Source organism: Hoeflea sp. IMCC20628 (assembly GCF_001011155.1).
Lineage (GTDB): Bacteria > Pseudomonadota > Alphaproteobacteria > Rhizobiales > Rhizobiaceae > Hoeflea.
This window is the reverse complement of the sequence record NZ_CP011479.1, coordinates 4,546,242-4,565,573: the sequence shown is the minus strand read 5'-3', so window position 1 is coordinate 4,565,573 and position 19,332 is coordinate 4,546,242. Positions and strand designations below refer to the sequence as shown.

The window sequence follows — 19,332 nt, the reverse complement described above, 5'->3', positions numbered from 1 at the left end:
GTTGGTTACGGTGTCGGGTTCAAGATCCCAGGCGCCGCTGTGGGGCTCCAGCATGCCTGCCTTACAATATGAGCATGATCAGCGCCCACGACAAGACCCCTTGTGGTCCAAGTTTCGCCGAAACCTATGTGTTTGCTTAATAAACCCGTCAGCTGGACCTCAAAGTTCCCGCAAAACCGGTGCGGCTTTTTGTCCAAGCACACGCCAGGTGCCCAGCAATCCGATGCCGACGGTGAGGATCAGTGCGCCAGCAAGCGTTGCCAGCGCGATGTCGGGCATGAACTTCGACGGCAGTGTCATGATCTGGCTGACCACGAACCAGGCCGCCACGCCACCGAAAGCCAGCGCGAAAATGGCAGTGGCCAGCCCGAGCAGGCCATATTCATAGACATAGGCACGAATCAGCGTCGCCCTTGTCGCGCCTAACGTCTTGAGAACCACGGCATCGTGAATGCGGGAGCGGTTTCCGGCGGCCAGTGCCCCGGCCAGCACCAGCACCGACGCCACCAGCGCCACAAGTGCTGCGGCACGGATGGCAATGCCGATCTGCCCGACCAGCCGGTTGGCAAGCTCGAGCGCATCCTTGACCCTGACACTGGTGATCGTCGGATAGGCCTGGGTCACGCTGCGCAAAATCTCACCCTCGAGCGCAGCATCCGCACCCGGATCGGACAATGTCGCCATCCAAGAATGCGGCGCGCCGGCAAACGTGTTGGGTGAAAACACCATGACGAAATTGATCGACAGCGATTCCCATTCGACTTCGCGCAGATTGGCAATTTTCGCCGTGATCGAGCGCCCGAGCACCGATACGGTGATGCTGTCGCCGACATCGAGGCCGATTTCGCGCGCTTCCTCGGCCGAAAACGAAACCAGAGGTTCGCCTTCATAATCCGGCGCCCACCATGTACCGGCGTCCAGTTTCGAATTTTCCGGAAGATTCTTGGCGTAGGTGACGCCGCGATCGCCGCGGAGCACCCAACGGGCTTCGGCCGGCACATTCTCCGCATTGACGTCTTCACCCTTGAGCTGGGTGATGCGACCGCGCAGCATCGGCACCTTGATGACCTTACCGCCCGGTGCCAGATCGGTGACAACTTTCTCGAACCCGTCGATCTCGTTGGACTGGATGTCGACAAAGAAGAAGTTTGGCGCCCTCTCCGGAAGGTTTCCCGAGAGTTCACGCCTGAGATTGGTGTCGATCAGCGCCAATGTCACCAACAGCGCCAGACCCAGACCGAGCGACAACACCACCGAAGGGGTCAGCGCGCCGGGGCGGTGAATATTGCCGATCGCCAGCCGAAGCGGCGTCGACCGGACAGCAGGCCACCTTCTGGCTATTGCCTGCACGGCAAACCCGACCAGACGCAGCACCACGAAGGCCGCAATCACGGCGGCAACAAACACCATGGCAATGCGGCGGTCATCGGCAAACCAGATCGCAGCCGCGCCCAGTGCAGCAAGTGTGAGACCCGCGGTCAGCAGATAGGGCCAGCGTGGCAGCCCGTTTGTCTCAAGCCCCTGCTGGCGAAACAGCGCCGTCGCCGGAACCTCGCCGGCCCGGCCCAGTGGCAGCACGGCGAAGGCGAACGCCGTCACCAGCCCGAAGCCCGCGGCAATGGCCAGCGACGCCGGGTAGAATGACGCCTCGACCGCAATCGGGATCACGCCGGACAGCGCGCCAGCGGCAACAAAGGGGGTCGCGGCGCCGAACAGCAGCCCCAGAATCACCCCGAAACCGGCAATCAGCATCACCTGGATCAGATAGATCGCCACCACCAGTCTGACGGGCGCGCCGACGCATTTCAGCGTGGCGATGACGCCGCGCTTGCCGTCGAGCCAGGCCCGGACCGAATTGGCAATGCCGACGCCGCCGACGATCAGCGCCGTGAGGCCGACCAGGGTAAGGAATTGCGAAAAACGCTCGATATTACGGGTCAGCGAGGGTGCCGCGTTCTGGCTGGTTCGAATCTGCCAGCCGGCATCGGGAAAGCGCTCGGTCGACTGATCGCGCAAACCCGCAAGCTCTGCGGCAGAAGCTTGATCGGCAAGCCGCACCCGGTAGCTGAACTCCACCAGACTGCCCGGGCGCAGAAGACCGGCCTGATCAAGTGCATCGCGTGACATCATCAGCCGCGGCGCAAAGCCGAAACCTTCCGACAGCGCATCGGGCTCTGTGGCAATGACGCTGCGGATCTGCAGGCTGGCCTGGCCGACAAGCACTGTGTCGCCAACTTCAAGGCCGAGACGATCAAGCAGGATCTGCGCGACGGCTGCGCCATAGACACCATCCTCGGCAGCAAATGCCGCCTCGATCGGCATCGCTGGCATCGTCTCGAAGGCGCCATACAGTGGATAGGCCTCATCAACGGCGCGCAGTTCGACCAGCGACTGGTCGGAGCCGTCGGTCTTTCGCGCCATGGTGCGCATGTTGACGCCTTCCGACACGGTGCCAAGCCCGTCAATATAGCTCCGTTCCACTTCACCGATGTCACGGTTGTCGATTTCAAAGCGGATATCGCCACCCAGGATGGTCTTGCCTTCCGAGGCAATCGAGCCGGTCATCATCTGCGAGACCGAATTGACCCCGGCAATCGCCCCGGTGCCAAGCGCCACGCAGGCGAGAAAAATGTAGAACCCGGAAAGGCCGCCGCGCAATTCACGCAGCGCCAGACGGGCGGCAAGCCCGAGCCGCAGACGGTTTGCCCCGGTTTGAGTACCAGTCTGCGAAGATGACGCGGCCATCAGGCCACGACCTTGCTGGAGGACTGGGCCGATGAGGTTTCCTCGCCGACAATCCGGCCCGACCGCACCGCAATCTGCCGGTCGCAGCGCGCCGCCAGCGTCACGTCGTGGGTCACCAGCATCAGGGTCGTGCCGCGCTCGGCTTGCTTGGCAAACAACAGGTCGGTGATTTGCCGTCCGGTTTCGCCATCGAGATTGCCGGTGGGCTCATCGGCCACGATCAGCGCCGGATCCGGCGCCAGTGCCCGGGCAATCGCCACGCGCTGTTGTTCGCCGCCAGACAATTGGCCCGGATAATGGGTCAGGCGGTCACCGAGGCCGACCGCGATCAATTCCGCCCGCGCCCGCTCAAAAGCGTCGGGTTTGCCAGCCAGCTCGAGCGGAACGGCGACGTTTTCGAGCGCCGTCATGTTGGGAATAAGATGAAATGACTGGAACACGATGCCGATCGAGCGGCCCCGCACAGCCGCGACCGCATCCTCGCTCAACCCATGCAGCGCATTGCCTGCGACATTGACTTCTCCCGAATCCAGCCGTTCGAGCCCTGCAATCACCATCAGAAGCGTAGATTTTCCCGATCCGGACGGTCCGACGATGCCGACTGATTCGCCCGCGGCGATATCGATGTCGATGCCCTTGAGCACATGTACGGACGACGCGCCCTTGCCCAGCGTCAGATGAGCCTGCCTGAGTGTGACAATGGGTTCGGCAATGGATTGAGACACGGGATGAACATCCTATATGAAAGAAACAGGCGGGCGCGAGCCAGTTGATCACGAGCACTTAGGACCCTTGCCATGCAATTTAAAGGTTTGACCCATGCGATTGCCGGACTGGCGGCCGCATTGTTTTTGACACTGGGCATGGTTTCCATGCCCGAACGCGCCTTCGCCGAAGCTCCATTGAAGCTGGTCGGCTTTGGCGACAGCCTGATGGCAGGTTACCAGCTGCAAGGCGATCAAGGCTTCCCCGCACAATTGCAGGCGGCACTTCAACAACGCGGGCACGATGTTGAAATCATTGATGCCGGAGTGTCGGGCGACACCACATCCGGCGGCCTGGCGCGGCTCGACTGGTCGATCCCCGACGGTGTTGACGGCGTGATTCTCGAACTCGGCGCCAATGACGCACTGCGTGGCCTGCCGCCCGAAACCAGCCGTGAAAACCTCGAGGCAATGATCTCGCGGCTCAAGGAACGCGGCATTCCGGTGCTGCTCGCCGGCATGCTCGCCCCGCCCAATCTGGGCACCGACTATGAAACGGCGTTCAATGCGATCTATCCCGAACTGGCCAGCGAGCATGAACTTTTGCTCTATCCTTTTTTTCTCGACGGGGTGACCGGCAATTCAGCCCTGCAATTGCCTGACGGCATGCATCCGAATGCAAGTGGAATCAACAAGATGGTTGAAAACATCCTGCCTGTGGCGGAGCAGTTCATTGAGCAGATCAAGAACCCATAGGGCATTTTGGCGGTCAAAACCCTTGATCTTGGAACTTGCCCTGACGGCCATGTCGTGATTCGCTGGGCACATCCGACGATTCGGGGGAAACAGCGATGCCAAGGCTTTTTACCGCTCTCGAGATCCCGCGCGATGCAGCCATGTCGCTGTCATTGTTGCGCGGCGGACTACCCGGCGCACGCTGGATGGATGTCGAGAATTACCACATCACCTTGCGCTTTATCGGAGACGTCGACGGTCCCACCGCCGATGAACTGGTCAGCGCCTTCGACCGGATCGACCGGTCATCCTTTTCACTATCGCTATCAGGCATGGGGTCTTTCGGCTCAAAGCGGCCGCATTCGATCTGGGCCGGCGTGTCTCCGTCAAATGAACTCAAGGCACTGCAGGCCGAGATCGAGCGGATCTGCCAGCGCCACGGCCTGCCGCCGGATCCGCGCCGGTTCGCGCCGCATGTCTCGCTGGCACGGCTGCGCAATCCGCGGGTGGGCGATGTGGTCGAATATCTGGGCGGCCGCGGCAATTTCTGCACATTGCCCTTCGAAGTCGGGCGATTCGTGGTGATGTCATCACGTGATTCGGTCGGCGGCGGCCCCTATATCGTCGAGGAAGCCTATCCGCTCGGCTGGCGCAATTCCCTGCCGAGCCTGGGGACCAGCTCGCTACAGCCCTCAAGCAACAACTGATAGACGTCCTCAAAACCGGTGGCGCCGCCATGATAGGGGTCAGGCACATCGGCACGGCCAGCCAGCGTGTACTCGAGAAACAGGAAAACCCTGTCCCGCCTCGAAGAGGGCGCCCGCGCCATCAGACCGGCTTCATTGGAGCGGTCCATCGCCAGGATCAGGTCAAAACGATCAAAATCCTCCGGCACCACCGTTCGCGCCCGCTGGGCGGAAATGTCGATGCCGTGATTGGCGGCTGTGGCAACCGAACGTGGGTCAGGCGCATCGCCCTGATGCCAATTGCCGGTTCCGGCCGAATCGATGTGCACATGTTCCGCAAGTCCGGCATCACAAAGGCCACGCCGCAGGATGCCTTCGGCCAGGGGTGAACGGCAAATATTGCCCATGCAGACAAAAAGAACCGAAATTTGCACCTTTTTTCCGCCATCCGATGCGTTAGGTTCCATTGTGAACTTGCCCTGTTAATCCTGGAGGACGCCATGAAGCGCCAAAAATTCGATAGCACAGCCATTTCCGAATTGCTTGCCACAGTTTCTTCCTGGGAAATCGACGCGGGCGAGACAGCGCTGTCGAAGTCCTTCAAATTCGCCAATTTCAGCGAGGCCTTCGGCTTCATGACGCGAGCAGCCCTTGTGGCGGAAAAGCTCGATCATCATCCCGAGTGGAAGAACGTCTACCGCACCGTCGAAGTGCGGCTGACCACCCATGATGCCGGCGGCCTGACCGCTCTGGATTTCGATCTGGCCATCGCCATGGACCGCATCGTCGGCAGTTCCGGGCATTAAAGCGTGTTCCGAAAAGCGGGAACCGGTTTTCGGCAAAAACACGCGCCAAAACCGAAAGCTGCTCGGAATGCCCCGGTATTGAAGCAGGCCGGGCAAATAGCCATATAATGCAAGATGAAACACGGAGGACACAGCATGACCACTCTGGAAGGCGAAATCCTCGAGCCGGGTCAGAAAACCGGCGACACCGGCGCAGGTGCGGACGAAACCTCGATCAAGGCCGGGTTCTGGCGCACCTTTCGCAAGGCTGCCGGGCAGATCCCTTTCGCCGAGGATGTGGTGGCATCTTACTATTGCGCGCTCGACCCAAGAACGCCGGGCAAGTCCAAGGCGGTTCTGTTTGGCGCGCTGGCCTATTTCATCATGCCGATGGACGCGATCCCGGACATTCTGGCCTTTGTCGGATTTTCCGATGATATTGCGGTGCTGTCTCTCGCCATTGCCACCGTGCGCTCGAACCTGACCGAAGCGCACCGGATTGCAGCCCGCACATCACTGGCTAATTTCGCCGCCAACAAGAAGCCGGACTGACCGGCTTACACGGCGGAATCTCCGTTAGCCTGCGACTGCGTCTGACGCCTCAATGCAATGTCATGTCGCCATCATCATTTTCAAGAGTCCGGCGCAGCCGTGAAAATGCCAGCCGGATGCGCGATTTGACCGTGCCCAGCGGCAAACCGGTGTCATCGGCGATCTGGCTGTGCGACTTTCCCAGAAAAAATGCCTGCCGGACCAGCAAAGCCTGTTCTTCGGGCAAATCAAGCATCGCCTTGCGAACCCGCTCGTCGCGGTGCTCGGCGTCCATTGCGTCGTCGGCTGCTTCGGGCTGCGAGGGCTGCAATGCCGGATCGTCCGGATCGAGCAGGCTCGATTTGTCGCGTCGAAGCGCGTCGATGCGACGATTGCGCGCCACCCGGAACAACCAGGTTGCGAGCGAGGATTTGACCGGATCAAACAGCGCCGCCTTGTGCCAGAGCACGATCATGACCTCCTGGGTCATTTCCTCGGCCTGGGAGGGTTCCATGCCGAGCCGCCGCAGATAGGCTTTGAGCCGCGGTGCGAAATAATCGAAAAGTTCGGCAAAAGCCTTCTGATCCCGCCTGACGGCAACCGCCTCTGCGAGACGGGCGAACCGCATTTTCAACTCATCCGACATCTAAGACTGCACGGCCCCTATGCATGGTGGTAACCAAATGCCACCCCGTTGCCATCATATCAACACGGACACGGAATTTTACAAAGGTCAAACTGTTGCCAGATTCAGGTTGTTACAAACGGTGAGTAAGGGACACGGCCAACCGCGCCTGCGACAAGCTTGCCAAATGACGTGGGCGATATTGACGGTTTGGTAACCAGGATTAAGTCAAAATGAAACAATCACCTCGCAACGAGCGGGAACTGTCAGGACCAGAGGTCCAGAGAATCAGATTAAGAACCGGTAGGAAAGCTATGTTTGGGAAGACAATCGCAACCGCAGTGACGGCGTTATTCGTTTTGACCGCCGCCGCCGCCGCGCAATCGCCGACCAGAATAAAGCAGTTTGATGCCTGGGGAGCGTATTCGTACGATTCAGCCGGCGGCAAGGTCTGCTATGTGCTGTCATTGCCGATCAGTTCTGCACCGACCAATGTTGACCATGGCGATATGTTTTTCCTGATCTCACAGCGGCCAGGCCAGAATGTCAGCTACGAACCGAATGCCATGATGGGCTATCCGCTGCAGGAATCATCGAAGGTCACTGTCAATGTCGACGGGCGTAACTTCAGCCTGTTTACACGCGGCAATTCGGCTTGGGTGGAAAACGCCGCCCAGGAACCGCAATTGGTTGCGGCAATGAAGGCCGGCAGCTCGATGACGGTCAAGGCCGTTTCGCGCCGCGGCACCGACACCTCCTACAGCTATTCGCTGAAGGGCGTGACCGCCGCACTCGACCAGATTGCAAGCTGCAAATAAGCCGTTGCAGTCATCCGACAATTTCAGAAAGGCCGGGCAACCGGCCTTTTTGCGTTGAGGCGCGGAGATCCGCCGATCAAACCGGGTTGGCAGGCAGCGCGGCCGCGGCGTCCCAGCGATTGAGATCAGGCCACATCGCCCTTAGCACATCGCCCTGTCCGGCAAAATTGTCCTCTAGCAGCTCACAGCCGTAAATCCGGTCGGTGCGGAAATGCCGGAACGCCGCCCGAAACTCGCACCAGCACGCCAGCATGACGCATTCCAGGTGGTAAACCAGCGCCAGCGGCCGCACCGTCCTGATGGTCTGGCAGCGCTGTTCATCCTGATAGGTCAGCTCGAGCTTGCGTTCGTTGCGGATCGCATCGCGCAGTACCGACACGGACACGCATCCCTTGGCCGGATCATCCGGCGGCGCTCCCCAGGGCGCAACCTGCAGCCAGTCAGCCGGGCCGTGCAGCGCGTCAATCTTTTCGTGGATCCGGCCGGCGGCCCGCAACAGGGCGCTGTCGCCGGTGCGCGACAACAATGCCAGCCCGACGCGCAGCGCCTCGACCTCCTCAAGATCAAAATTGAGCGGCGGCAGATCATAGCCGCGGCGCATCACATAGCCGATGCCCGGTTCGCCCTCGATCGGCGTGCTCATCATCTGCAGTGCGGAAATGTCGCGATAGACCGTCCGGACCGAGACTTCCAGTTTTCCGGACAGAACCTCAGCCGTCATAGGCCGGCTGGCAGACCGCAGAATCTGGATGATTTCGAACAGGCGGTTTGAACGGTGCATCTGCAAATCCTCGACAACACTGCTGACACTCTAGCACCATCCACTGACAACAGGGTGTCAGCAGTGTCGTGGCAAAAAATGCCTGAACTCAACAGGACAAGACCCATGAGCTACTATGATCACGCAACATTGATGGCCCACAGACTGGGACCCTGGGCGGATGCAGGCGCGCGACAGGCCAGCATGGTGGACCGCGAGCTCACGCGGCATCACGAGATGGCCTGCCCGGTTGTCCGCCACACGGCGCCTGGCGTGTTTGCACGGCTGTGGCAGCGGCTGAAACGGCGGCGGGTGCCACAATCGCGGTGCTGTGAGCCCTTGTGAACGGCGCTGATGGTGACGAACCCGGCGAAACCTGATAAAGCCCGGTTCTTATCCAACAAGAGCACCAACTTCCGATGCCAGCCACGATAGATCTGACAGACCCTTCCGCGCGTCCCGTGCGGCCTTCGACCCCGCCAGCCACCAACCAGGCGATGGACGGCAAGCCGACGCTTGTCGGGATGAACCGCGAGGAGATGGTCGCCGCCATGGCCGACGCCGGCGTGCCCGAGCGTCAGCGCAAGATGCGGGTCAACCAGATCTGGCACTGGCTCTATGTGCGCGGCTCGTCCGATTTTGCCGACATGCACACGATCTCGCGAGACCTGCGCGAGCAGCTTGATGCCAAGTTTACCATTGCACGTCCGGAAATTGTCGAAGAGCAGATCTCCAATGACGGCACCCGCAAATGGCTGATGCGGTTTCCCCCGCGCGGCGCCGGCCGTCCGGTCGAGGTCGAGACTGTCTATATTCCCGAGGAAGGCCGCGGCACGCTGTGCATTTCCAGCCAGGTCGGTTGCACGCTAACCTGCACCTTCTGCCACACCGGCACCCAGAAGCTGGTGCGTAACCTGACCGCCGAAGAAATTCTGGCGCAGTTGCTCGTCGCCCGCGACAAGCTCGGCGACTTTCCGCACCGGGATACACCGCAGGGCGCAATCGTGCCGACCGAAGGCCGCAAGGTCACCAATATCGTCATGATGGGCATGGGCGAGCCGCTGTATAATTTCGACCATGTCAAGAAAGCCCTGCTGATTGCCGCCGATGGCGACGGGCTGGCCCTGTCGCGGCGTCGAATCACCCTGTCGACCTCCGGCGTGGTGCCGGGCATCGTTCGCACCGGCGAAGAAATCGGCGTCATGCTGGCGATTTCGCTGCACGCTGTGCGCGATGAATTGCGCGATGAACTGGTGCCGATCAACAAGAAATACCCGCTCAAGGAACTGCTCGACGCTTGCCGGACCTATCCCGGCGTCTCCAATGCGCGGCGCATCACATTCGAATATGTGATGCTCAAGGGCGTCAATGACAGCCTGTCCGACGCCAAGGAACTGGTGCGGCTGCTCAAGGGCATTCCCGCCAAGATCAACCTGATTCCGTTCAATCCCTGGCCCGGTTCCAACTATGAGTGCTCCGATTGGGACACGATCGAAACATTCGCCGATTTCATCAATGCCAATGGCTATGCCTCGCCGATCCGCCGGCCGCGCGGCCGTGACATTCTGGCCGCCTGCGGTCAGCTCAAGAGCGAATCGGAGCGGATGCGCAAGACCGACCGCCTGGCGCTCGAAGCGGTGATGATTGCCGGCCACGGCGCCGACTGACGCACCAGATGAGCGATATTCTCCGCCTTCTCGTCCGGATGTTTGCCATCGCCTTCGGCTTCTTCGTCGGCTGTCTGGCGGCAGGGCTCGCCTACGCCTTTCTGGCCCGGCTGGTGGTGCCCGAGGATTTCGGCCGCATCAATGAGCTTGAGCTCACCGTGACCCTGGTGATCGGCGTGATCGGTGTCTCCAGCCTGTTTGCCCGCGCGGTGCTGCTGCCTGCCCTTGTCGTCATCGCAATCTTCGAATTCTGGCGGCGGCGCGACTGGCTGAGCTACGCGCTGGCCGGTGGTGTCATCGCGCTGGCGGTGACCAGCGTGCCGTTCGTCACACGCATGAACTCTGGTTCAGCCGCATCAATCGAACCGGGACGGTTGATCGCAATCAACATCGCCTGCGGCATCATCGGCGCCAGCGTCTACTGGCTTTTTACAGGACGCAATGCCGGCCGCTGGCTGCCGAGCGAACGCGCCAGCTCGAAAGATGTCGAGAACGTCGAGAGCTGATCAGCGGCTTTGGGCCAGCAAGATCTTCAGCGCAAAAACCGAAAACACCGCAGCGAAGACATAGTCCACGATCCGCATCACCTGCGGTTTGCGCTTCAGCCAGCCTGCCAGTCCGTGGGCACCCAACACGATGCCGATGACAATCGGCGTTGAAACCACCACGAAGAACATACCCAGAAAAATCAGCTTGCCGGTGATATGCGGATCGGATGCCGCGACAAATTGCGGCAGGAAGGTCATGAAAAACAGGATGATCTTCGGGTTCAGCAGATTGACCCCGAGCCCCTGCGCCCAATTCGCCATGGCGCCGCGACCTGACGGACCTGATACCGGCAGCGTCAGGCTGGAACCTTTGCGGATGGCCTGAATGGCAAGCCACATAAGATAGGCTGCACCCACTGCCTTGAGCGCGAAAAATGCTGCCGGCGACGCCACCACCAGCGCCGAGAGCCCCAGCGCCACCATCAGTGTGTGCACCGTTATTCCACTCATCGCGCCTGCGACACAGGCAAACCCCGCAGCCCGCCCATCAGACAGTGCGCGCGATACAAACAACGTCATGTCCGGCCCGGGCGTGATCGCCAGCACGATCGAGGCCACGAAAAAGGCGAGCAGGGTGGAGAGATCAGGGACGAAAGTCATGGGCAGCCCTATGGCTCGAAACAGCAATGCGGGATTTGTAGGCGGGTTTGGCCGGGCTGCCAATCCTTTCATGTGATAGGCAGACCCTTGTCGATCCGGTCGGCGCGGCAGAAAGCTCCCGGAGCCTACTCAGGTCTTGAGGTAGTCCTTGAACGCCTCCGCATAATCCGGGTGCCAGCGCGACAGCGGCGGGCGGTTTTCGATGATGTCGCCAGCGGCCCAGGCAATGCGCTTTTCATCGGTGGCGCGGTCGACATCGTTGTCCGGGCACAGAATGTAGAAATCGCCCTTTTCCAGGCTGTCGATCATGAAATCGACGGTCTGTTCCGGCGTCCAGGCCGCGTCCGGTTTTTCGCTCCGGCCCCGTGAGGTCAGCGGCGTGTAGACAAACCCCGGAATCAGCAGATGGGCACTGATCTGGCAATCAGATGTGTTGCGCAACTCATGCTCAAGCGCCTCGGTGAAAGCCTTCACCCCGGCATGATCATCAATACCGGCTCCAAGCAGGGCATCACCACGCCGCCCGGCGATCCCGCTTACAATGTCGCCAAGGCCCGAATACACGGCTGCCATTGATGATGCCGACGAGATTGACGCTTAGCACCTTGTCCCAGTTGGCCTGCGGCCCGAACACGCTGCTGCCGGGCTGGATGCCGGCATTGTTCATCAGCAGGTGGACGCGGCCGAACCGCTCCAGCACCGCCCGCTCCAGCGCCTCGACAGCTTCAAGATCACTGACATCGGTTTCAATCGACACGATATCGGTGGCAGGATTAGCTGAATGTGCCGCCACGGCCTTTTCGGCCTCTGCCAGCCTGTCCCGGTCATTGTCGACCAGCACGACGCACATGCCACGCGCAGCAAAGATCCTGGCTGCGGCCAGGCCGATGCCGGATGCGGCACCCGTCACCACCGCAACCTTGTCCTTGTCCATCACCGATTGAATATCAGCCATGTCCGCCTCCCTCTTACTTCAATGTTTGGTTGAACAGATAATGCGTGAGACAACCACCCGTCAAACACAGTGGTCTGCAGCTGGCTCCACAGCAGCGGGCTTAACCCTTGCATGGCGCTGCAAACCCGCTAAAAGTGCGGCAAAATTCAGGGCCCCTGAAAATTCAAAACTTTCCGGGGCAAAGCTTCAAGACAGAAAGAGCAATTCATGGCATCGCACAAGGACGTCAAGAAGGTCGTTCTCGCCTATTCCGGCGGTCTGGACACTTCGATCATTCTCAAATGGCTGCAAACCGAGTTCGGTGCCGAAGTCGTTACCTTCACCGCCGACCTCGGCCAGGGCGAAGAGCTGGCGCCGGCGCGCAAGAAGGCCGAGATGCTCGGCATCCCCGACAAGAACATCTACATTGAAGATGTCCGCGAGGAATTCGTCCGCGATTTCGTCTTCCCGATGTTCCGCGCCAATGCCGTCTATGAAGGCGTCTACCTGCTCGGCACCTCTATTGCCCGGCCGCTGATTTCCAAGCGGCTGGTGGAAATCGCCCATGAAACCGGCGCTGACGCCATCGCCCACGGCGCCACCGGCAAGGGCAATGACCAGATCCGTTTCGAACTGTCGGCCTATGCGCTCAACCCTGACATCAAGATCATCGCGCCATGGCGCGACTGGTCCTTCAAGAGCCGTACCGATCTGATCAAGTTTGCCGAAGAGCACCAGATCCCGGTGGCCAAGGACAAGATGGGCGAAGCCCCGTTCTCGGTCGACGCCAACCTGCTGCACTCCTCATCCGAGGGCAAGGTGCTGGAAGATCCGGCTGTCGAAGCACCCGAATATGTGCATATGCGCACGATTTCGCCGGAAGCCGCGCCCGACAAGGCAACGATCATCAAGATCGGTTTTGAACAGGGCGACGCAGTCTCGATCAACGGCGTCCGCAAGAGCCCGGCGACAATCCTGGCCGAACTCAACGACTATGGCCGCGACAATGGTATCGGCCGTCTTGATCTGGTCGAAAACCGCTTTGTCGGCATGAAATCACGCGGCGTCTACGAGACCCCCGGCGGCACCATCCTGCTGACTGCCCACCGGGCAATGGAATCAATCACGCTCGACCGCGGCGCAGCCCATCTCAAGGATGAGCTGATGCCGCGTTATGCCGAGCTGATCTATTTCGGCTTCTGGTTCTCGCCGGAACGCGAAATGCTGCAGGCGGCCATCGATCTGAGCCAGAAACATGTCGAGGGTGAAGTCACCCTCAAGCTCTACAAGGGCAATGTTATGGTTACCGGCCGCGAAAGCGACCAGTCGCTCTATTCCGATGCTCTGGTCACTTTCGAGGACGACCGCGGCGCCTATGACCAGAAGGATGCGGAAGGCTTCATCCGCTTGAACGCGCTGCGCCTGCGGACACTGGCAGCGCGCAACCGCAAGAGCTGAATTCGAAGACAGCATTGAAAATCACGGGCGGGACCGGCCAAGGTCCCGCCCGTTTTGTTTTGCGCGCCCGGCTTTGCATTTGCCCGTCGTCTTGTTCGAAGCCGCCTCCGGGCCTACATGTTGCCTTAACAAGGAGCCTTTCATGACATCACCTGCTTCACCCGTATTCGACTGGACCGGACCGCTCGGTCTGCCGGAATTCGCAAAAGTCGCAGTCACGGATTTTGCACCGGCATTTGACACAGCACTTGCCGAGCATGATGCGGACATTCAGGCCATCGCCGGCAATGCCGAGGCGCCGAGCTTCGCCAACACGGTTGAGGCGCTGGAGCTGGCTGGTGACAAGCTGTCGAAAGTTTCAAGCCTGTTCTGGAACCGGGCCGGAACCGACACCAATGATGCCATTCAGGCATTGGAACGCGACATTGCGCCACGCATGTCGCGGCATTACTCGAAGATCGCCATGAACAAGGCGCTGTTCGAGCGCGTCGACAGCCTTTACCAGAAGCGTGCCGAGATCGGATTGTCGCCGGAACAGGACCGCGTGCTGGAGCGGATCTGGAAATCCTTCGTCAAATCAGGCGCAGCACTCGATGAGGCCGGACAGTCGCGGCTGGCTGAAGTTGGCGAGAAGCTCGCCGGTCTCGGGGCGCAGTTCGGCCAGAATGTGCTGGCTGATGAGAAGAACTATCTCCTGCTGCTCGATGATGGCGCCGATCTGGACGGATTGTCCGATGATCTGCGCGCTGCCATGGCAGCCGTTGCCGAAGACCTCGGCCACAAGGGCAAATATGCCGTCACCCTGTCGCGCTCGATCATCGAGCCATTCCTGAGCACCAGCGCACGTCGCGATCTGCGCGAAATCGCCTTCAAGGCCTGGACAGCGCGCGGCACCGACGGCGAGACCGACAACGCCGCGCTGATTTCACAGATCATCAGCTTGCGCACGGAAAAAGCCCTGCTGCTCGGCTATGACAGCTACGCCGCCTACAAGCTCGACGACACCATGGCCAAGACGCCGGAAGCAGTCGAAGCCTTGCTTGGCGATGTCTGGGCCCGCGCCGTCACCCATGCCGACACCGATCGCACCGAGCTGGCCAAGCTGATCACCGAGGAAGGCGGCAACCATGAAGTGGCCGCCTGGGACTGGCGCTATTACGCCGAGAAGCTGAAAGCCCGCCGCTTCAACTTTTCCGAAGCCGAGCTCAAGCCTTATTTCCCGCTGAGCAGGATTATCGAAGCCTGTTTCGATGTGGCAAACCGGCTTTTCGGCATCACGATGACCGAACGCAAGGATATCCGTGGTCCACACCCCGATGCTCGGGTGTTTGAGGTGACCGATCGCGGCGGCAAGATGATCGCCACGTTCATCGCCGATTACTTCGCCCGGCCCTCAAAACGCTCCGGCGCCTGGATGAGCGGCATGCGAAGCCAGCACAAGCTGGCCATGCCGGACGGTTCAACCGGTGAAGTGCCGATCATCACCAATGTGATGAACTTCGCCAAGCCCGCAGCCGGGCAGGAAGCATTGCTGTCCCTCAATGATGCGCGCACGCTGTTTCATGAATTCGGCCACGCCCTGCACGGCATGTTGTCGGACGTGACCTATCCGTCGCTGTCGGGCACATCGGTCAGCCGCGACTTCGTCGAACTTCCATCACAGCTGTTTGAGCATTGGCTGACGGTGCCCGAAATTCTCGAAAAACACGCGCGGCATTACAAGACCAATGAGCCGATCCCGCGCGCGCTTCTGGACAAGGTGCTTGCGGCGCAAACCTTCAATGCCGGATTTGCCGCTGTCGAATTCACGGCTTCCGCGCTGGTCGACATGGCCTGGCACACCGCCGGCGAGAAAACCGATCCGGCAACATTCGAGGCTGACACGCTGAAGAAACTCGGCATGCCCGAGGCCATTGCCATGCGTCACGCCAGCCCGCATTTCCTGCATGTGTTCTCTGGCGAAGGCTATTCGGCTGGCTACTATTCTTACATGTGGTCGGAAGTGCTCGATGCCGACGCCTTTGCTGCTTTTGAGGAGACCGGCGATCCGTTTGACCCGGAAACCGCCGAAAAGCTGCGCTCCTATGTCTATTCGGCCGGTGGATCGCGCGATCCGGCAGAGCTGTACAAGGCTTTCCGCGGCCGCATGCCCGACGCCACGGCGATGCTTGAAAAGCGTGGATTGGCCTGAGCCGGATCTGACGGATCGGGCCGGCGGCAAACGCTGAAAAATCACAATTGATCCGGTCAGCGGGATCCGGGCATTTGTTACGTGACCGGTATGATATGATCAGAGAGGGCGATCTGCGCCCTTTCTTGACGAGAGAGCAGCTCTGTGGTCATAACCTCTTTCGCAACTGCGAAAAACCCTGTATAAGCCGCACGAATTCCGGCGTTTGCCGGCCGGCGCCGGATCCACATCCGGCGCTTTTGTATTCTCCAGAATGAGACCTTACCTATGTCCCTGCGCAATATTGCGATTATCGCCCACGTTGACCATGGCAAAACCACGCTCGTCGACGAAATGCTCAAGCAGTCCGGTGTCTACCGCGAAAACGAACGCGTTCAGGAACGCGCGATGGATTCGGGCGACATCGAAAAAGAGCGGGGCATCACCATTCTCGCCAAGGCCACTTCGGTGGATTGGAAGGGTAACCGCATCAACATCGTCGACACCCCTGGCCACGCCGACTTCGGCGGCGAGGTGGAGCGCATTCTGTCGATGGTCGATAGCGCCATCGTGCTGGTTGATGCAGCTGAAGGCCCGATGCCACAGACCAAGTTCGTGGTCGGCAAGGCGCTGAAGGTCGGACTTCGTCCGATCGTCGCCATCAACAAGATCGACCGCCCCGACGCCCGCGTCGATGAAGTCATCAACGAAGTCTTCGACCTCTTCGCAGCGCTTGACGCCACCGACGAGCAGCTCGACTTCCCGATCATGTATGGTTCGGGCCGCAATGGCTGGATGTCGACCGGACCGGATCGTCCGGAAGATGGCGGCACGCTTGCACCATTGTTCGACCTGGTTCTCGAGCATGTGCCTGAGCCCAAGGTCGAAGAAGGCGCGTTCCGGATGATCGGAACCATTCTGGAAGCCAATCCGTTCCTCGGACGCATCATCACCGGCCGCATTCATTCCGGAACCGTCAAGGCCAACCAGCAGGTCAAGGTTCTGCATGGCGACGGAAGCCTGGTGGAAACCGGACGCGTTTCCAAGATTCTTTCCTTCCGCGGCCTTGAGCGCGTGGCGCTCGAAGAAGCTCATGCAGGCGACATTGTTGCCATCGCCGGTCTGTCCAAGGGCACCGTCGCCGATACATTCTGCGACCCTTCGGTCACCGAACCGCTTCACGCCCAGCCGATCGATCCGCCGACAGTGACCATGAGCTTCATGGTCAATGATTCGCCGCTGGCCGGCACCGAAGGCACCAAGGTGACAAGCCGCGTCATTCGCGATCGCTTGTTCCGCGAAGCCGAAGGCAATGTCGCCCTGAAGATCGAAGAATCAAGCGCCAAGGATTCGTTCTACGTCTCCGGCCGTGGCGAATTGCAGCTGGCCGTGCTGATCGAGACCATGCGCCGCGAAGGTTTCGAACTGGCCGTGTCGCGTCCGCGCGTCGTCATGCACAATGATGAAAACGGCCAGTTGATGGAGCCGATCGAAGAGGTCGTCATCGACGTCGACGAAGAGCATTCCGGAATCGTCGTGCAGAAGATGGCCGAGCGCAAGGCAGAGATGACCGAACTGCGCCCCTCGGGCGGCAATCGTCAGCGCCTGGTGTTCCACGCGCCGACACGCGGCCTGATCGGCTACCAGTCGGAACTGCTGACCGATACGCGCGGCACTGCGGTGATGAACCGTCTGTTCCATGAGTATCAGGCTTACAAGGGTGATATTGCCGGCCGTACCAATGGTGTGTTGCTGTCCAACATGTCCGGTGAAGCCGTCGCCTACGCGATGTTCAACCTGGAAAGCCGTGGCCCGATGATCATCGAGCCGGGCGACAAGGTCTATATGGGCATGATCATCGGCATTCATACCCGCGACAACGATCTTGAAGTCAACGTGCTCAAGGCCAAGCAGCTCAACAACATCCGCGCCGCCGGCAAGGATGAGGCGATCAAGCTGACAACGCCGATCCGCATGACGCTTGACCGTTCGCTGTCCTGGATTCAGGACGATGAGCTGATGGAAGTCACGCCGAAATCGATCCGTCTGCGCAAGCGTTACCTCGACGCAACTGACCGCAAGCGGTTTGGTAAAACCGGCGCCAACGCCGCCTGACATGACTGACGCGCGCGAAATTGACCTTGCGACCTGGTCACGGGCCGGACAGTTTCAGCTGTTCCGGACCTATGACCGGCCGCATTTCGCCACCACCGCGCGTGTCGACGTCACCGCATTGATGACCCTGGGCAAACCCCGGGGCGTCTCACCCTATCGCGCCTTCATGCATGCCATTGGCTCCGGCGTTCACGCCGTGCCGGCGCTAAAGATGCGATTTGAGGGCGATCGGGTTCTGGAATACGACACGATCTCGCTGTCAGCCACTGTTCCCCGGCCCGGCGATACCTTTGGCTATGCCTATCTGCCTTATTTCGCGGACTGGACAAGGTTTGATGAGAGCTGCAAGGCGATCATCGAAGAGACCGCCAAGGGCGTTGATCTCGGCGCCAACACCGGTGAACGGTTTGATCTGGCCTATCTCTCCTGCCTGCCCTGGCTGGATTTCACGGCCCTCGACAACGCCTTGCCCGGACCGCTTGATTGCATTCCGCGCTTCTCGTGGGGCAAGTTCGTTGAAGCGTCCGATGGCCGCTGGAGCTGTGCGGTCGCCGTGCAGGTGCACCATGCACTGGTTGACGGATTGCAGGTCGGCCAGTTCTTTGAAGCGGCCCGGACCAACCTCAACCGATTTGCCGACCCCGCCTGAACCTGGGCGTCAGGCTCCACTTTCCCTTGCATAATTCGTTAACAGACGGTTAACTCATAAAACGCCGTCCACAGAACAATGCTGTGGGCAGACCACGAAGGATGGCGGCTTCCGCCTTCTTCGCATGTCACTGGAGCGCTAATGTGAGGCCATGAGCACGTTAACAATCGACATACGGCATGCTGAACCGCAGGATGCTGAAGCCATTGCAGGCACCCATCGCGCGGCTTGGAGCCATGCCTATACCGGGATTTTGCCCTACAAGGCGCTTCGGCACATGCTCGAGCGCCGCAATGTCGGCTGGTGGCGGCGCGCCATCCGTGGCTCGACATCCATTCTGGTGCTTGATGTCGGCGGTACGGTGGCCGGTTACGCAACGCTGGGCCTCAACAGAGCCCGCTCGCTGCCGCAAGAAGGCGAAATCTACGAACTTTATCTCAAGCCGGAATTCCAGGGCGTCGGACTGGGCAAGCGCCTGTTCACCGAGGCCCGGCAGCTGCTCGAATCGCTCGGTTGCAAGGGCGCAGTGGTCTGGTGTCTTGAGGAAAATCACTCGTCCGTCGATTTCTACCGGTTCCAGGGTGGCCGCGATGTTGCCGAAGGACACGAGACCTTTGACGGCAAGACGCTCAAGAAACTCGCCTTCGTCTGGGCCTAGTTCCAAGCATCAGACCAGCCGCGCCGAAAGTCCTGTTGCACTGCGGCAGTTTTGGCTTTAATTCCGGGACAGCCCGGTGTGTTGTGCGTCAGCGTGATCGCGTAGCACATGTGGAGCTTTGAATTGACGCATGACCGTTTGGCA

At 60.2% G+C, this 19,332-nt stretch carries 19 protein-coding genes and 1 pseudogene; 13 read left to right on the top strand and 7 right to left on the bottom strand.

Annotated elements, in window-relative coordinates:
• Positions 1–159: 159 nt before the first annotated feature.
• On the bottom strand, positions 160–2,745 hold the full coding sequence (locus IMCC20628_RS21360) for an ABC transporter permease (protein ID WP_082128269.1): 2,586 nt from the start codon (positions 2,743–2,745) through the stop codon (positions 160–162).
• Positions 2,745–3,458, bottom strand: a complete 714-nt coding sequence (locus IMCC20628_RS21355; protein WP_047032856.1) for an ABC transporter ATP-binding protein — start codon at positions 3,456–3,458, stop codon at positions 2,745–2,747. Before IMCC20628_RS21355 ends, IMCC20628_RS21360 begins: the two co-directional genes overlap by 1 nt.
• Before the next feature lie 150 nt (positions 3,459–3,608).
• Between IMCC20628_RS21355 and IMCC20628_RS21350 the strand changes: the two genes are divergently transcribed.
• Together IMCC20628_RS21350 and thpR are read left to right on the top strand one after the other, a co-directional pair.
• Positions 3,609–4,205, top strand: a complete 597-nt coding sequence (locus IMCC20628_RS21350; protein WP_047032855.1) for an arylesterase — start codon at positions 3,609–3,611, stop codon at positions 4,203–4,205.
• A gap of 95 nt (positions 4,206–4,300) precedes the next feature.
• Positions 4,301–4,891, top strand: a complete 591-nt coding sequence (gene thpR / locus IMCC20628_RS21345; protein ID WP_047031877.1) for an RNA 2',3'-cyclic phosphodiesterase — start codon at positions 4,301–4,303, stop codon at positions 4,889–4,891.
• Here thpR and IMCC20628_RS21340 read toward each other — a convergent pair.
• On the bottom strand, positions 4,819–5,277 hold the full coding sequence (locus IMCC20628_RS21340) for a low molecular weight protein-tyrosine-phosphatase (RefSeq protein WP_082128372.1): 459 nt from the start codon (positions 5,275–5,277) through the stop codon (positions 4,819–4,821). The genes thpR and IMCC20628_RS21340 overlap by 73 nt on opposite strands.
• A gap of 93 nt (positions 5,278–5,370) precedes the next feature.
• Between IMCC20628_RS21340 and IMCC20628_RS21335 the strand changes: the two genes are divergently transcribed.
• Both IMCC20628_RS21335 and IMCC20628_RS21330 read left to right on the top strand, forming a co-directional pair.
• On the top strand, positions 5,371–5,676 hold the full coding sequence (locus tag IMCC20628_RS21335) for a 4a-hydroxytetrahydrobiopterin dehydratase (protein WP_047031875.1): 306 nt from the start codon (positions 5,371–5,373) through the stop codon (positions 5,674–5,676).
• Between the two features lie 135 nt (positions 5,677–5,811).
• Positions 5,812–6,207 (top strand): YkvA family protein, encoded by a 396-nt coding sequence (locus IMCC20628_RS21330; RefSeq protein ID WP_047031874.1) that lies wholly within the window; start codon positions 5,812–5,814, stop codon positions 6,205–6,207.
• A gap of 49 nt (positions 6,208–6,256) precedes the next feature.
• Here IMCC20628_RS21330 and IMCC20628_RS21325 read toward each other — a convergent pair whose 3' ends face one another.
• Complete coding sequence (locus tag IMCC20628_RS21325; RefSeq protein WP_047031873.1) at positions 6,257–6,832, bottom strand: sigma-70 family RNA polymerase sigma factor; 576 nt, start codon at positions 6,830–6,832, stop codon at positions 6,257–6,259.
• A 293-nt stretch (positions 6,833–7,125) separates the two neighbouring features.
• On the opposite strand from IMCC20628_RS21325, the gene IMCC20628_RS21320 reads away from it, so the two are divergent.
• The gene (locus IMCC20628_RS21320) at positions 7,126–7,629 is read left to right on the top strand and encodes an invasion associated locus B family protein (RefSeq protein WP_047031872.1); all 504 of its coding nucleotides are present in this window, start codon (positions 7,126–7,128) and stop codon (positions 7,627–7,629) included.
• Between the two features lie 76 nt (positions 7,630–7,705).
• On the opposite strand, the gene IMCC20628_RS21315 is transcribed toward IMCC20628_RS21320, so the two are convergent.
• On the bottom strand, positions 7,706–8,410 hold the full coding sequence (locus IMCC20628_RS21315; RefSeq protein WP_047031871.1) for a YafY family protein: 705 nt from the start codon (positions 8,408–8,410) through the stop codon (positions 7,706–7,708).
• Between the two features lie 105 nt (positions 8,411–8,515).
• Here IMCC20628_RS21315 and IMCC20628_RS21310 point away from each other — a divergent pair, with 105 nt between their 5' ends.
• The 3 genes from IMCC20628_RS21310 (at position 8,516) to IMCC20628_RS24435 (ending at position 10,562) form a co-directional block, all read left to right on the top strand.
• Positions 8,516–8,734 carry a hypothetical protein gene (locus tag IMCC20628_RS21310; RefSeq protein WP_047031870.1) on the top strand — a complete coding sequence of 73 codons (219 nt, stop codon included), beginning with the start codon at positions 8,516–8,518 and terminating at the stop codon, positions 8,732–8,734.
• Between the two features lie 152 nt (positions 8,735–8,886).
• Positions 8,887–10,056: a 23S rRNA (adenine(2503)-C(2))-methyltransferase RlmN gene (gene rlmN, locus IMCC20628_RS21305; protein WP_245307972.1), complete on the top strand. Its 1,170-nt coding sequence runs from the start codon at positions 8,887–8,889 to the stop codon at positions 10,054–10,056.
• Positions 10,057–10,064: 8 nt separating this feature from the next.
• Positions 10,065–10,562 (top strand): hypothetical protein, encoded by a 498-nt coding sequence (locus IMCC20628_RS24435; protein WP_052766582.1) that lies wholly within the window; start codon positions 10,065–10,067, stop codon positions 10,560–10,562.
• Here IMCC20628_RS24435 and IMCC20628_RS21295 read toward each other — a convergent pair whose 3' ends face one another.
• Together IMCC20628_RS21295 and IMCC20628_RS21290 are read right to left on the bottom strand one after the other, a co-directional pair.
• Positions 10,563–11,204, bottom strand: coding sequence for a LysE family translocator (locus IMCC20628_RS21295; protein WP_047031868.1), 642 nt, complete (start codon positions 11,202–11,204; stop codon positions 10,563–10,565).
• Positions 11,205–11,333: 129 nt separating this feature from the next.
• Positions 11,334–12,159: pseudogene (locus IMCC20628_RS21290) on the bottom strand (SDR family NAD(P)-dependent oxidoreductase).
• Between the two features lie 207 nt (positions 12,160–12,366).
• Between IMCC20628_RS21290 and IMCC20628_RS21285 the strand changes: the two are divergent.
• The 5 genes from IMCC20628_RS21285 (at position 12,367) to IMCC20628_RS21265 (ending at position 19,188) form a co-directional block, all read left to right on the top strand.
• Positions 12,367–13,596 carry an argininosuccinate synthase gene (locus IMCC20628_RS21285; RefSeq protein ID WP_047031867.1) on the top strand — a complete coding sequence of 410 codons (1,230 nt, stop codon included), beginning with the start codon at positions 12,367–12,369 and terminating at the stop codon, positions 13,594–13,596.
• Positions 13,597–13,738: 142 nt separating this feature from the next.
• Positions 13,739–15,787, top strand: a complete 2,049-nt coding sequence (locus IMCC20628_RS21280; RefSeq protein WP_047031866.1) for a M3 family metallopeptidase — start codon at positions 13,739–13,741, stop codon at positions 15,785–15,787.
• A gap of 267 nt (positions 15,788–16,054) precedes the next feature.
• Positions 16,055–17,881 (top strand): translational GTPase TypA, encoded by a 1,827-nt coding sequence (typA, locus tag IMCC20628_RS21275; RefSeq protein ID WP_047031865.1) that lies wholly within the window; start codon positions 16,055–16,057, stop codon positions 17,879–17,881.
• 1 nt (position 17,882) lies between these two features.
• Positions 17,883–18,530: a CatA-like O-acetyltransferase gene (locus IMCC20628_RS21270; protein ID WP_047031864.1), complete on the top strand. Its 648-nt coding sequence runs from the start codon at positions 17,883–17,885 to the stop codon at positions 18,528–18,530.
• Positions 18,531–18,681: 151 nt separating this feature from the next.
• Complete coding sequence (locus IMCC20628_RS21265; protein ID WP_047031863.1) at positions 18,682–19,188, top strand: GNAT family N-acetyltransferase; 507 nt, start codon at positions 18,682–18,684, stop codon at positions 19,186–19,188.
• Positions 19,189–19,332 lie beyond the last annotated feature (144 nt).

Excerpts from the sequence above, each read along its gene's own strand:
- IMCC20628_RS21360 (WP_082128269.1), bottom strand. The coding sequence starts at position 2,745 with ATGGCCGCGTCATCTTCGCAGACTGGTACTCAAACCGGGGCAAACCGT.
- IMCC20628_RS21350 (WP_047032855.1), top strand. The coding sequence starts at position 3,609 with ATGGTTTCCATGCCCGAACGCGCCTTCGCCGAAGCTCCATTGAAGCTG.
- thpR (WP_047031877.1), top strand. The coding sequence starts at position 4,301 with ATGCCAAGGCTTTTTACCGCTCTCGAGATCCCGCGCGATGCAGCCATG.
- IMCC20628_RS21340 (WP_082128372.1), bottom strand. The coding sequence starts at position 5,277 with ATGGGCAATATTTGCCGTTCACCCCTGGCCGAAGGCATCCTGCGGCGT.
- IMCC20628_RS21335 (WP_047031875.1), top strand. The coding sequence starts at position 5,371 with ATGAAGCGCCAAAAATTCGATAGCACAGCCATTTCCGAATTGCTTGCC.
- IMCC20628_RS21330 (WP_047031874.1), top strand. The coding sequence starts at position 5,812 with ATGACCACTCTGGAAGGCGAAATCCTCGAGCCGGGTCAGAAAACCGGC.
- IMCC20628_RS21325 (WP_047031873.1), bottom strand. The coding sequence starts at position 6,832 with ATGTCGGATGAGTTGAAAATGCGGTTCGCCCGTCTCGCAGAGGCGGTT.
- IMCC20628_RS21320 (WP_047031872.1), top strand. The coding sequence starts at position 7,126 with ATGTTTGGGAAGACAATCGCAACCGCAGTGACGGCGTTATTCGTTTTG.
- IMCC20628_RS21315 (WP_047031871.1), bottom strand. The coding sequence starts at position 8,410 with ATGCACCGTTCAAACCGCCTGTTCGAAATCATCCAGATTCTGCGGTCT.
- IMCC20628_RS21310 (WP_047031870.1), top strand. The coding sequence starts at position 8,516 with ATGAGCTACTATGATCACGCAACATTGATGGCCCACAGACTGGGACCC.
- rlmN (WP_245307972.1), top strand. The coding sequence starts at position 8,887 with ATGGACGGCAAGCCGACGCTTGTCGGGATGAACCGCGAGGAGATGGTC.
- IMCC20628_RS24435 (WP_052766582.1), top strand. The coding sequence starts at position 10,065 with ATGAGCGATATTCTCCGCCTTCTCGTCCGGATGTTTGCCATCGCCTTC.
- IMCC20628_RS21295 (WP_047031868.1), bottom strand. The coding sequence starts at position 11,204 with ATGACTTTCGTCCCTGATCTCTCCACCCTGCTCGCCTTTTTCGTGGCC.
- IMCC20628_RS21285 (WP_047031867.1), top strand. The coding sequence starts at position 12,367 with ATGGCATCGCACAAGGACGTCAAGAAGGTCGTTCTCGCCTATTCCGGC.
- IMCC20628_RS21280 (WP_047031866.1), top strand. The coding sequence starts at position 13,739 with ATGACATCACCTGCTTCACCCGTATTCGACTGGACCGGACCGCTCGGT.
- typA (WP_047031865.1), top strand. The coding sequence starts at position 16,055 with ATGTCCCTGCGCAATATTGCGATTATCGCCCACGTTGACCATGGCAAA.
- IMCC20628_RS21270 (WP_047031864.1), top strand. The coding sequence starts at position 17,883 with ATGACTGACGCGCGCGAAATTGACCTTGCGACCTGGTCACGGGCCGGA.
- IMCC20628_RS21265 (WP_047031863.1), top strand. The coding sequence starts at position 18,682 with ATGAGCACGTTAACAATCGACATACGGCATGCTGAACCGCAGGATGCT.